The sequence below is a fragment of the Rhodococcus sp. YH1 genome (assembly GCF_009939605.1).
Lineage (GTDB): Bacteria > Actinomycetota > Actinomycetes > Mycobacteriales > Mycobacteriaceae > Rhodococcus > Rhodococcus aetherivorans.
Window position 1 is genome coordinate 1 of record NZ_WVTE01000060.1, and the last position, 12,281, is coordinate 12,281.

Below are 12,281 nucleotides of genomic sequence, written 5' to 3' on the forward strand. Positions count from 1 at the left end.
AATGTGACCGGGGCGAGCGCAGCGACGGGGAATGTGACCGGGGCGAGCGCAGCGACGGGGAATGTGACCGGGGCGAGCGCAGCGACGGGGAATGTGACCGGGGCGAGCGCAGCGACGGGGAATGTGACCGGGGCGAGCGCAGCGACGGGGAATGTGAGGCGACGGCCGTGACGGTGATTCTGCTCGACCCGTACCGGCCCGGATCGGTGCCGCTCGAGGCGGTGCCGCTGCTGACCGGGCCGCTCGCCTGCACCGACGACGTGCCGGCGGCGGTTCGGGAAACGCTCGGCGCGACAGCGGGATCCGACGCCGAGACGTTGGTGGCCGTCGACGCCGGGCACGAGGCGGTGCGTGAACGCGTGCGGCGGGGTGAGCGGGTGATCGCCGCCCCGCCCGCGCCGGGGGAGCGCCTGCTGCGTGCCGTGGAGGTGATGGACCGGCTGTGGGGATTCGGCGGCTGGGAGGTCACCCAGACGCACGATTCGTTGCGCCGCTACCTGCTCGAGGAGACCTACGAACTGCTCGACGCGATCGAGGAAGGTGACCCGCACGGCCTGCGCGAGGAACTGGGAGACCTGTTGCTCCAGGTGCTGTTCCACTCGCGGATCGCCCAGGAGTCCGGCACCGACCCGTTCACCGTCGACGATGTCGCCGACACGCTCGTCACCAAGCTCGCGTTGCGCAGCCCGCACCTGACCAACGGTCACACCGGCCCGATCGACGTGGCCGAGCAGGAGGCGGCGTGGGAGGTGGCGAAGGCGGCGGAGAAGGCCCGGCCCTCCTGCCTGGACGGCATCGCGATGGCGCAGCCGGCGCTGGCGTTGACCGAGAAGGTGCTGACCCGCAGCGCCAAGGCGGGATTTCCGTCGGATCTGGTACCGGAATCGCTCGGTTCGGTACGGATCTGCGGTGAGGGCAGCGCCGAGCAGACGCTGCGGACCGCTGTCGTGGCTTTCGCCGGCCGGATCCGCAGAGCCGAAGACGCCGCCGAAGCCGATCGCGGTAAGCGAAGACCATTGTCGAGCGACGACTGGCGCAGGTATTGGCCGCAGACGTGAGCGACGACGCCGGTCGGGGTCGCCCGACCCGGCAGGATGCGGCAGCCCGCCGCCCGCGGCCTAACCTGTCTGGCGACGTCCTGCACGTCGGCGGGTCGTGCGCGTGAGCTTGCGGCCGACTCGAATCAGCAAGTCCTGCTGGCGCCGTGCATACAATTGGGCCACAGCGCGCCGGGCCCTGCGCCGCTGCTCGGCGCTCAGGTCGTACTCGGCCAGCGATCGCACCATTTCCCTGCACTCCAGTGTGGTCGCGATGTACGCCTGCCACGACGGTACGTCGAGCTTGCGTGCCAGCATCGACGGTGTCGCATGCGTCAGGTGCCGTCGCGCCAGCACCTCCGGCACGTGCCCCCATGGCCCGGCAAGCGCCAGCTTGGCGGCGAACACCTCGTCTTCGCGCAGCATGTTCCGACGCTCGATCCGTACCGCGGGTTCGCGTCGGATCAAGCTGTACAGAGGATCGACCAGTGGGATGGCCTCGTTCAGCATCCCCAGCATCGCGGTGAACCGCGTAACCGGGTCGTCGGAAGCGAGGGCCGTGCCGTGGTGCGGGCTGAGTCGTGTCAGGCCGTTCGGAGCGGTGTACTCGATTCGGTTCGTCACCAGGATCAGCCGGTCGTCGGCTGCGAACGCCTCCAGAGCCCTGGAGATGCAGCGCGGTGCAAGCCAGTCGTCATCGCCTACCCACCGAAAGAAGGTGCCGGTGGCCAGCCGGAGCGCGCTGATGTAGTTGTTGAGCAGGCCCACGTTCACGGGGTGCCGGTGGTAGACGACCCGGCTGTGTTGCTCCGCCAGGCTGCGGCACAGCTCCTCGGTCCCGTCGGTGGAGGCGTTATCGCAGATCACGAGTTCGATGTCGGTGTGGTCCTGGGCGAGCACCGATTGCACCACGACCTCGAGGCGATCCGCCCCGTCGCGAACGGGCAACCCGATGGAGACCAGCGTGTCGGTGTGGCCCATCGGGCACCCCCTCGTCGCTCGACTCGTGCATTACACCGTGCCTCCACGCCTCGGGCGGAATGCTCGGGCCGGGGCGACGACAGGCCTGGCGGCTTCTTCGATCAGGCCGGTACTCGGTGGACCGGACACCGAGTCCGGTTTTCAGATACGTTCGAGCCAGATTTCCCGCCAGAAAGGCACGAATTCGCGGGGGCAGTTGGCGTTGTACGCGCCGCTGCAGACGACGTCCGCCAGCACGATGCAGGGGTTCTTCATGGTCAGCAACTCGCCGGTCTTCTCGTCTATACATTTGGTGACCCGGGCCTGCACTCGTGCCGTGCGGCCGCAGTAGCGGGCCATCTCTTCCTCGAAGCCCATGCCCCGGTTCAACCGATCTTCGTTGAGCGTCAACATGATCTGATCCTTGGGCTTGATGCGTACCATCTCGCCCGGTTGGAGGTTCAGGTGGGCGGTCGGCGTCCTTCCGACCGCCTTGCCCGCGACGAAGCCCCAGGGCAGCCCGTCGCGGAACCACAGCTTGCGCGGTAGCCGCCGCCTGCTGGCGTCCTGCAGGCGATTGAACAGGCTTACGAGAAAGGCCTTGATCGAGTCGATGGGACCGGCGTTTCCGGTCTTCACGTCCGTCACATACTGGCCGAGATCGCGGAACGGCAGGCACGTCGGCGCGGCGCGCATCAGCTCGGTGGCCTGGCACGAATAGCGTGGTCGGCCGTCGGGTCCCGGTTCCTTGCGGGTGTTGACCTCGAGCAATGGAATCTCGATACGGCCGGAGACGGACGAAGTCGGCGTTCCGGGGCCGACGCGTTTGAGCCAGGCTTCCTTCCAGTACAGGGAACACGCTGTCTGGCAGCCCCCGTGCGCGGAGCCGTCACAGCGCGAATCGGTCAGGTGGACCGCATTGTCCATCCTGTGGATGCCGCTGCCCGAAATGGTGTCGCAGAGCTTGTGCGCAACCTTGTGCACGGTCAGCCGACGGCCGCAGAACCCGAGCATCTCCGGCATGAAGGGCAGGTTCTCGAGCTCGCCCCGTTCGTCCAGCGTCGCGAGGATCTCTTCGGCGCTTCGAACCTCGACCAGGTCGCCGACGCGCAGGCCCGGAATGGTCGCGGACTTCGTCATCGTGAGTGTTTCCTTCCCTCCCGGGGGCTGCAGCGCGTCGGATGTCCGGGTGTACGCGGTGGACCACGATTGCAGCGATCCGGGACGTCCTCCGCGCTGCGCTACCGGGCGAAACGGGCGATTCGTGTTCGGGATCGCCATCGGGGCCTGTTCCATTTCGATGCTACCTCCGGCCTTGCCGTCGAATCTTCGACTCGGACGGAGCGCTCTGTCGGAAAACACCCCAGGATTTCGGGTCGAATCGGGTGTCGGGAGTGGCATCCGTCAGCCCACCGCGATGATCGATTTGGGGACACCCAGTATCCGTTCGCGCAGAATGGTCGCCGTGGGGAAGTAGTCGCGCATCTCTGTGATGCTCACCAGTTCGGTCCACAGAACCTCGTTGCGCGCCTCGTCGATGTTCGCCGGCCTCGTGTGGACCAAGGGCCAGTGTGCGGCAATGGCGACCCGGGCAGCGGCAGGCAGAAACTGCATTCCGGGAAAGAGCCAGTGCGGTTCGAGGGGAAAGTAACGATATGGCGTCTGAATCCAATAGTGCGGCGCGAGGCGCCGGACCTGTCGCGCCAGCTCCGCTCTGCGGGCATGTCCGCCCACGTGCTCGATGAGTGAATTCGAGAACACGATGTCGAAGCGGGAGTCGACGTCCGCCTGTGCAAGGACGCGGGTCGCATCGCACGCATCACCGAGGACGGGAACGATCCACCCGTCGTCGGACTCACCGGGCTCGAAGAGATTGAGTACCGTAACGTGCTCGGGCCTGACCGGGGCACGGCGCCATGCCTCTATCGTTCCGCCGAGATCCAGAACCCGCATGTTCTCGATCGCCGGGAATGCCTCACGAAACATCTGCCAACGCCGCATCCTCGTTCTGGCGCCCAGAGATGTCGGAGAATCCACGAGTATGCGTCGCAGTTGGGTGCCGGCCACAGATCCCCCTCCGGTGATCAGGCTCTCGACGTTCGCAAGACGCCTATGCTATCACCGCCGTGCGACGACAGGGCCGATCTCGATCCGGTTCGATGCGCCGTTTGCGTGGTTCGCGCGTACTACCCTCGGTTCTCATGACCGGACCGAAGGTTCGTATCGCGATCCTGGGCATCAACTTCGCCCCAGAGCCGACCGGGATCGCGCCCTATACGACCCTTCTCGCGTCCGGATTGGCCGCGCGTGGGCACGAAGTCGAAGTTCTGACCGGATTCCCTCATTATCCGCAATGGAAGCGCCTGGACGGAGGTTTCCGGTTCCGATCCGACGAAATCGAGGATCGCGTTCGGATTCGGCGCTTCGGTCACCACGTCCCGCGGGGTGCTACGGCAGTCGGTCGAGCGTTGATGGAGATGAGCTTCGGGCTTCAGCTTCTGCTCGCGCGATGGAACGGACCCGACGTCGTCCTCTGCGTGAGTCCACCATTGCTGGCGGCAGGACTGTCCGTGGTGCGCGCACGGCTGTCGTGGCGGCGACCTGCAATCGGCGTCATCGTCCACGACCTCTACAGCCGTGGGGTCGTGGAGGCGGCGGCGCTGTCGGGCTTGTCCGCCTGCGTGGCACAGGCGGTGGAATCTGCATTCCTTCGGTCGGCGGACGGCATTGTGGTAATCCACGACGGATTCGCGCAGATCCTCGAGGAGCACCTCGGCGTCGACCGCAGAAGAATTCGCACGATCCGGAACTGGAACCATGTCGCACCCCCGGATCCCGCGGCCAGCTCCGCATTCCGCGCCGCACACGGCTGGGATTCCGACGAGGTGGTGATCTTGCATGCTGGAAACATGGGCACCAAACAGGGCTTGGAGAATGTTGTCGCGGCGGCCCGGCTGGCAAGTCGCGAAGGCCGCCGTGTGCGGTTCGTCCTGCTCGGTGACGGCAACCAGCGCGTTCGTCTGGAGGCTGCGGGCGCCGGAATCCCCACACTGCAGTTCCTGGCGCCGGTCACAGAGGAGGACTTTCCTTCAGCGCTCGGAGCTGCGGATGTGCTTCTCGTGAACGAACGACCCGGCGTCGCGCAGATGGCGGTACCCAGCAAGCTGACGTCCTATTTCAACTCCGGCAAGCCTGTCCTCGCGGCGACCGACGCGGACGGATTCACGGCGACCGAGATCGCCGCATCAGGGGCCGGTATCCGTATCCCGGCCGACCGACCGGACCTGTTGCTCCGGGAGGCGGTCCGATTGGGCACGGACGGGGCGCTCGCCGCACACATGGGGGAGCAGGGACGTCGCTACTGCGCTACAACCTTGTCCACATACGAGGCCCTGGAGCGCTACGAGAAATGGATCGGGGATCTCGTGCGCGAGTCGCGCAGGCAGAGGTCGCGCTGATGGTCAAACGCGCACTCGTGACCGGCATAACCGGACAGGACGGGTCCTATCTCGCGGAGTTGCTGCTGAACAAGGGCTACGAGGTCCACGGAGTCATCCGCCGTGCCTCGACGTTCAACACCCACCGGATCGAACACCTGTACGTGGACTCTCACGTACCCGGCGCGAGGTTGTTCCTGCACTACGGAGAACTCCTCGACGGGGCACGGCTCACGGCGCTGCTGTCGGCGATTCGTCCCGACGAGGTGTACCACCTGGCGGCGCAGTCACACGTTCGCGTGAGTTTCGACGAGCCGGAATACACCGCCGAAACAACAGCACTCGGAACAATTCGGCTGCTCGAGACGATTCACCAGATCGGACTCGACTGCCGCTTCTACCAAGCGTCGAGTTCGGAGATGTTCGGCGCATCGCCGCCGCCGCAGAATGAGGAGACGCCGTTCCATCCCCGCTCGCCGTACGGCACCGCCAAGGTGTTCGCCTACTGGACGGCACGCAACTACCGGGAGGCATATGGTCTCTTCACAGTCAACGGCATCCTGTTCAACCACGAATCACCCAGACGGGGGGAAACCTTCGTCACGCGAAAGATCACCCGTGCGGTGGCTCGCATCCGGGCCGGCCTGGATCGGCATCTGTACATGGGCAACGTCGACGCAGTCCGTGACTGGGGTTACGCACCCGAATACGTCGAGGGGATGTGGCGGATGATGCAGGCCGAGACCCCGGACGACTATGTGCTGGCGACGGGAGAAGGCTATTCCGTGCGCGAATTCCTTGCCCTCGCGTTCGACCACGCCGGTCTCGACTGGGAGAAGTACGTGCGATTCGACGAACGCTACCTTCGCCCCGCGGAGGTCGACTCGGTGATCGGCGACGCAGCGAAGGCCGGAGCGATCCTCGGCTGGAATCCTCGGGTGCGCACTCCCCAACTCGTGAAGATCATGGTGGACGCCGACCTCGCGGCACTCGAATCTCGAGGCGGTCACCGGATCGACAGACCCGAGCTGCCGGGGTGGGGCACCTCGTCGCACTGACCCTGTGGGATCAGCTGCGACAGGTTCCCTGATGCGCGACGAACCACTCGTATGTCATCCGGACGCCCTCCTCGAGCGGGGTCTTCGCGGTCCATCCGAGTTCCGTGAGGCGTCGGACGTCGAGCAACTTGCGCGGGGTGCCGTCCGGCTTCGACGGATCCCACCGAATCTGCCCGCGGTAGCCGACCACGTCGGCGACAAGGTGCGCGATCTCGGCGATCGTTACGTCACTACCAGTGCCCACATTGACCGGCCGGCAGTCGTCGTAGTGGTCCAGCAGGAAGTGGCAGGCATCCGCGAAGTCGTCGACATACATGAACTCGCGCCGGGGCCGGCCCGTGCCCCAGCACGTTGCATGCGGAGCGCTGTCCCGGGCCGCGTCATGGAGGCGACGGATCATGGCGGGCAGGACGTGGCTGTCGTGCGGGCTGAAGTTGTCGCCCGGACCGTAGAGGTTCGTGGGCATCGCGCTGATGTAGGGCAGGCCGTGCTGGCGGCGGATGGCGGTGACGTGCGCGATCCCGGCCAGCTTCGCGACCGCGTAGCTTTCGTTCGTCTCCTCCAAGGGACCCGTGAAGAGTGCCTCTTCGCGAATCGGCTGTTCTGCGAACTTGGGGTAGATGCAGCTCGACCCCAGGAAGAGGAATCGCTTCACGCCACTCGCGACGGCGCTGTCCAGCAGGTTCACCTGTATGCGCACATTGTCGGAGATGAAGTCGGCGGGTCGACGAGCGTTCGCTGCGATCCCGCCGACCCGTGCTGCTGCGGCGATCACCACCTGCGGGCGGGTCGCCTCGAAGAACTCCGTGGTAGCGCGGGCGTCGCGCAGATCCAATTCGGCCGAACTACGTCCGATCAGATTCTCGAACCCGCGCTTTGCGAAGTGGCGCCACAGCGCCGATCCCACCAGTCCCCGGTGACCCGCGATGTAGATCCGGGTGCTTCGAGGTAGGGGGTAGGAGTTCGTCCCGGGATGACGACCTGCGACGCAGGAGGCTCGATCGGACCGATCGACATCGACGCTATCCCGTGCAGGGTCGGTATCCGACACGGCCACCTCGATCCTCCGGTGGGGGTCCCGAACGCTCCGGTGATGTCCGGGAGAGGGTGGCACATGCACGCACCGCAACTTCCTCCAACCGATCACCTCGAACCGGAGCCGGTACCGGGTTCGAAGGTTACCACTTGCTCGTTCGTCGACGCGCGGAGATTCTCAGCGCGTGCCCGGCGCAAGGGCAGGACTGCGACTGAGCCGACGGAACGCGACAAGGCCGGCACGTGCCGGCGAGCTCACCGCGTCGGGCGCTCCGATCTGGCCGCGCACGTACGTATCGGGCCCGAACTGCATGCAGCTCGGGTAAAATTCGACGGAACAACGACGCCTCGAGGGGTGCGAGTTGGGTGGGACGAGTTGGGATCACGGACAGCGAGACCTGCGCGGTCCGGCGCACCCATGTCCGACGCCGTGGCCTCGAATGGTTGTGGATGCCGTTCCGATCGATCTGGTCGATCGAGAGCTCGCGATGGCCCTCATCGTCGATGCGCTCCGCCTACCGGACCCGCTCGCCGTCGCATCGGCCAACCTCGACCATCTCCATCACTTCGAACGCGACAGCTTCTGGACGGACCGTCCACCTGCGGTTTCCATCGGAGAGCCGTCCAGGGGGCTGCGCTGGCTCACACTGCTCGACGGAGTGCCGCTCGTCCGGAAAGCCGAGGCACTCAGCGGTCGGCCTTGGCCGAAGCTTTCGGGCAGTGACCTGATCTGGCCGATTCTGGAGTACGCGGCGAAACACGGCACGCGGGTGGGGTTTCTCGGCGGGACCGCCGAGACACACGAGCAACTCCGCAAGACGCTGAGGATGCGCCTTCCCGCCCTGCAGGTCGCGGGCACCTGGGCGCCGGCGCGATCCGAGATACTCGACTCCCGAACGTCGGCGGGAATCGCCGCCGACATCCGTTCGGCCGAGGTGGAAATCCTGATCGTGGGACTGGGAAAGCCCCTGCAGGAGAATTGGATTGCGCGATTCGGCCCGGACACCGGAGCGCGGGTGCTGCTCGCGTTCGGTGCCGTGGTGGACTTCCTCGCCGGCCGCGTGAGCCGGGCGCCGCGGTGGATGGCGGACCACGGCTTCGAGTGGACGTGGCGACTGATGCTGGAGCCACGACGGTTGAGCCGTCGCTATCTCGTGCACGATCCGCCGGAATTGCTGCGGTTGATGCGCCGAGAACCGACGCTCCAGCACGAAGCGGCGATGGCGCATCCCGACAGGAGTGTGGGGCGCGGTGCATTCGTCGGGCCCCGACGGCGGGCTACCGTCGCCGTGGTGGTGGTGACGTACAACAGTGTGTCCGATCTGCCCGGGCTGATCGACGACCTGCGTATCGCTGCTCGCGACCAGTCGATCCGCGTCGTTGTCGTCGACAACCAGTCGTCCGACGGCACAACCGATGTGGTGCGCTCGCACACCGACATCACGTTGGTCGAGTCCGGGGGGAATCTCGGCTATGCCGGTGGCATCAATGCGGCGATGCCGTTCGTGGAGCCGTGCGAGGCCGTGCTGATACTCAATCCTGATCTGTCGTTGGCCCCTGGAGCGGTGACCCGCTTGATGACATCGCTCCGTGGCGACGACCGAATAGGGGCCGTGGTACCGCTCATTCTCGACGCAGACGGCGCAGTCTACAACTCGATTCGACGCGAGCCCTCGCTCTCGCGTGCGGTCGGGGACGCATTGCTCGGCCGCAGACTTCGTAAGAGGCCGTCCTTGCTTTCCGAAATCGATTACTGTCCAGCAGATTACCTCGAAGCTCACGATGTGGACTGGGCAACCGGAGCCGCACTGCTCATTCGAACCACGGTGGCGCACGAGGTAGGCCCCTGGAACGAGGAGTTCTTTCTCTACTCCGAGGAGACGGACTACTTCCGTCGCATCCGCGAGAGCGGCCATTTGGTTCGGTTCGAGCCGTCGGCGGTGGTGCAACACCGCCAGGGAGGCTCGGGTACATCGCCGGCTCTCGCACGGCTCATGGCCGTGAACCGAATTCGATACGTGAAACGACACCACGGAGCCGCGTACGCGGTGCTTTTCCGCGGAGCCGTGGCATTGGCCGAAGCGCTGCGCTCCTACGATCGGGAGCGTCGACGTACGCTCGCAGCTGTGCTGAACCGCAGGAAATGGCGAGATCTCCCGCACGCGACCTCACATGGCTGAACAACTGTCGGGACCGCACCGACGCGGCGCAGTGATCGTTCCCGCGTACAACGAAGCCGCGGTGATCGAGCGGACGCTCCTGCCGCTCAGCCACGCTGCAACCGAGGGGTATATCGAGCTGATTGTGGTGCCCAACGGCTGTACCGACGACACCGCCGCGGTGGCCCGACGTATCCCGGGCGTGCACGTTGTCGAGTTGCGGGAGGGGTCCAAACCTGCGGCACTGAATACCGGTGACCGGATCGCCACGATGTGGCCCCGGCTGTACCTGGACGCCGACATCCGGATTTCGGCCGGTGCGGTACTGGCCGTCCTCGATCGACTCGCCCGCGGTGACGTGCTCGCCGCTCGTCCCGAGTTCCGTTACGCGTTCGACCGCTCCGACCCACTGGTTCGCAGCTACTACCGTGCCCGGCAGCGGATTCCGCAGCGAGAGCCCATACTGTGGGGTGCCGGTGTGTACGGCCTGAGCAGACAGGGGCATGCGAGGTTCGGATCCTTCCCGGATCTTACGGGGGACGATCTTTTCGTCGACTCTCTGTTCGACGCCGATGAGAAATCCGTGGTGCGTACGGAACCGGCCGTGGTCACGACTCCCACTGATGTCGGAAGTCTGCTCGCAATTCTGCGTCGCAGTCATCGCGGCGGCACCGAAGCGCGCGTCGTCGACCGGAGTCGCGTGCGCCGCACCGGCCCGGCCACCGCTCGCGCGGTGCTGCGGTCGATCCGGGGACCCGGATCGGCTGGGGATGCAGCGGTGTACATCGCGGTGGCGCTCGCGGCCCGGCGGGGTGCACTGCATCCGAACGTGCCGTGGGAGCGCGACGAAAGCAGTCGAGAGCCTCGGTGAGGGGTTCATGAGGGGTGCTACTGGAGGTCGCAGTCGGCAGTCCGGTCGATCCGATAAAGATGAACGGCGTTGCCGTCGTCGAATGTGTCCCGGAATGTGTTACCGGTGACGGGTATGCTCCGCCCTTCGTCCAAGACCTCCACCTGGTCCGCATTCCCGCATGCAAGGGCGATCGTGGCGTCTCCGCCCTCGTTCCGCGTGGATCCCGCGAGCACGTAGAGACTTCCCTCGTGATACTTGGCAGCCAGATCGACGGGTCCGTCGGATCTGGCAAATCCGTCGACGAACGGTGCATTGAGAACTGGGGCCAGTCGATTGATCTGATCGTTGACTGCCCTGACGTCGTCGCGGATGCCGTCTCCGCACCGGTCCCGGAAGATGTTGTACGACAGGCACGGCCCGCCGAAGTTGTGGGAGAAGTAGACGATGCCGCGTGCGCCGTTGATGATGCTGCTCCAGACCGCGGCTCGAATCTGCGGGCCCGTGATCGTGCCGCCCGTGTCCTCCTCGAAGGGGTGACCCACCTCCACGAAGTTCCACACCGGCATCGCCGCACGCGGCTGGACCAAGGAGCGGACGTATCGTGTTGTCACACCGTAATTGGCCGCCAGATGGCACTCCGCGGGGGAGAGGTCGGCCTGCCCGTCCTTCGTGAGGACACCGCCCTGGTCGGCCTGACAGATCGTATCGTCGGTGAACCAGTAGTTGTCTGCGGATACGACATCCTGAAAGTCGTTGACGAATCGTTCGGCTGCGTCCCGGGGCTCCCAGAAGGTGACGCCCTTGCCGTAATTCGTGAAAGTCATGACGCCCGACGGTACTTTGCTCCTGAACGCATACATCACCGTGTAACCGCACTTAGCTTGTTCGGGTACGCAGATCGGTCGATCGTCAGGCATCCGACCCGTCCACGGCGCATCTCCGGCACCCGCCCACATGTCCGCCTCGTCTGTGGTCAGTTGACCGGACGCGAGCGGGTCCGGGCGGCTGGGAAGGGCGAACATCCCGCTGTCACGAATCACCCGCACGTCGCTGTCTTCGGTCAGTTCGACGTAGGTATTGAGTCCGATGGTCCGATCGACGGCAGCCTCCTCAGGGGAGGTCACGCGCGCGAACCATACTGCGAGAGGGAAGTAGTCCGGCGACGTTGGCAGCGAATTCTCGAAGGTGTCGTAGTACTCCTCACCGCCGTCGACCGATCGCAGCGACGGACCCGTCGGCTCGAACACGACGTCGACGAAATAGGCGGCACCGTTTCCCGACTGGTCGGGGATTCCCTCGCCGTAGGTGAACCGTCCGTCGCGCGCGGTCAACCATCCGCTCTTCACGGTTGCGCCCAGGTCGAAGGTGTTCGGATCCGTCGGATAGTTCCCATTCGAAGCACGGTAGGAGATCACGTAGCTTCCGTGCGCTTGTATCGGAATCGGTTCGTCGAACGGTACGTTCCGCCAGCCGCTCGGGCCGGTGGTGATCGGGACGGTACCCAAGGCGGTGCCGTCGGACGACCACAAGGTGGCGGTGACCGCCCCTGTGTCCTCCGGTCCCTGATAGAACCGCGCGGCGGTGACGACTCCATCGCTCGTCGTCGTGAACTCGGTGCCGACTTCGATCGGCCGCGCGGCGGGATCGCCGGAGACGGCCGGGACGGTTTCGTCGGACCACAGGCTTCCTGCCGGCGAGCCGGGACGTTCGGCCGTGTCGGGGGAGCCTTGCGTGCACGATCC

At 65.7% G+C, this 12,281-nt stretch carries 10 protein-coding genes; 5 read left to right on the forward strand and 5 right to left on the reverse strand.

Annotated elements, in window-relative coordinates; translation table 11 throughout:
- Nucleotides 1-167 precede the first annotated feature (167 nt).
- Complete coding sequence (locus tag AIIKEEIJ_RS06440; protein ID WP_050034786.1) at nt 168-1,058, forward strand: MazG family protein; 891 nt, start codon at nt 168-170, stop codon at nt 1,056-1,058.
- Between the two features lie 60 nt (nt 1,059-1,118).
- Here the strand turns inward: AIIKEEIJ_RS06440 and AIIKEEIJ_RS06445 are convergent, their stop codons facing one another.
- The 3 genes from AIIKEEIJ_RS06445 to AIIKEEIJ_RS06455 all read right to left on the reverse strand — a co-directional run bounded on the left by AIIKEEIJ_RS06445 (nt 1,119) and on the right by AIIKEEIJ_RS06455 (nt 3,983).
- Nucleotides 1,119-2,018 carry a glycosyltransferase family 2 protein gene (locus AIIKEEIJ_RS06445; RefSeq protein ID WP_161995233.1) on the reverse strand — a complete coding sequence of 300 codons (900 nt, stop codon included), beginning with the start codon at nt 2,016-2,018 and terminating at the stop codon, nt 1,119-1,121.
- A gap of 141 nt (nt 2,019-2,159) precedes the next feature.
- Nucleotides 2,160-3,137 carry a hypothetical protein gene (locus AIIKEEIJ_RS06450; protein WP_050034788.1) on the reverse strand — a complete coding sequence of 326 codons (978 nt, stop codon included), beginning with the start codon at nt 3,135-3,137 and terminating at the stop codon, nt 2,160-2,162.
- A 264-nt stretch (nt 3,138-3,401) separates the two neighbouring features.
- Nucleotides 3,402-3,983, reverse strand: coding sequence for a methyltransferase type 11 (locus AIIKEEIJ_RS06455; RefSeq protein WP_232334097.1), 582 nt, complete (start codon nt 3,981-3,983; stop codon nt 3,402-3,404).
- Between the two features lie 215 nt (nt 3,984-4,198).
- On the opposite strand from AIIKEEIJ_RS06455, the gene AIIKEEIJ_RS06460 reads away from it, so the two are divergent.
- Nucleotides 4,199-5,455, forward strand: coding sequence for a glycosyltransferase family 4 protein (locus tag AIIKEEIJ_RS06460; RefSeq protein ID WP_050034790.1), 1,257 nt, complete (start codon nt 4,199-4,201; stop codon nt 5,453-5,455).
- A complete protein-coding gene (gene gmd, locus AIIKEEIJ_RS06465; RefSeq protein WP_050034791.1) occupies nt 5,455-6,492 on the forward strand; it encodes a GDP-mannose 4,6-dehydratase in 1,038 nt (345 codons plus the stop codon). Before AIIKEEIJ_RS06460 ends, gmd begins: the two co-directional genes overlap by 1 nt.
- Before the next feature lie 10 nt (nt 6,493-6,502).
- On the opposite strand, the gene AIIKEEIJ_RS06470 is transcribed toward gmd, so the two are convergent.
- The gene (locus AIIKEEIJ_RS06470; RefSeq protein WP_050036298.1) at nt 6,503-7,426 is read right to left on the reverse strand and encodes a GDP-L-fucose synthase family protein; all 924 of its coding nucleotides are present in this window, start codon (nt 7,424-7,426) and stop codon (nt 6,503-6,505) included.
- A 541-nt stretch (nt 7,427-7,967) separates the two neighbouring features.
- Between AIIKEEIJ_RS06470 and AIIKEEIJ_RS06475 the strand changes: the two genes are divergently transcribed.
- Together AIIKEEIJ_RS06475 and AIIKEEIJ_RS06480 are read left to right on the forward strand one after the other, a co-directional pair.
- On the forward strand, nt 7,968-9,707 hold the full coding sequence (locus AIIKEEIJ_RS06475) for a WecB/TagA/CpsF family glycosyltransferase (protein WP_082120204.1): 1,740 nt from the start codon (nt 7,968-7,970) through the stop codon (nt 9,705-9,707).
- Entirely contained in the window at nt 9,700-10,557 is an 858-nt protein-coding gene (locus AIIKEEIJ_RS06480; protein ID WP_082120205.1) for a glycosyltransferase, read from the forward strand. The genes AIIKEEIJ_RS06475 and AIIKEEIJ_RS06480 overlap by 8 nt, the downstream gene beginning before the upstream one ends.
- A 17-nt stretch (nt 10,558-10,574) precedes the next feature.
- Here AIIKEEIJ_RS06480 and AIIKEEIJ_RS06485 read toward each other — a convergent pair.
- Nucleotides 10,575-12,281 (reverse strand): DUF4082 domain-containing protein (locus tag AIIKEEIJ_RS06485; protein ID WP_161995234.1); only part of this gene is annotated, 1,707 nt, incomplete at its 5' end.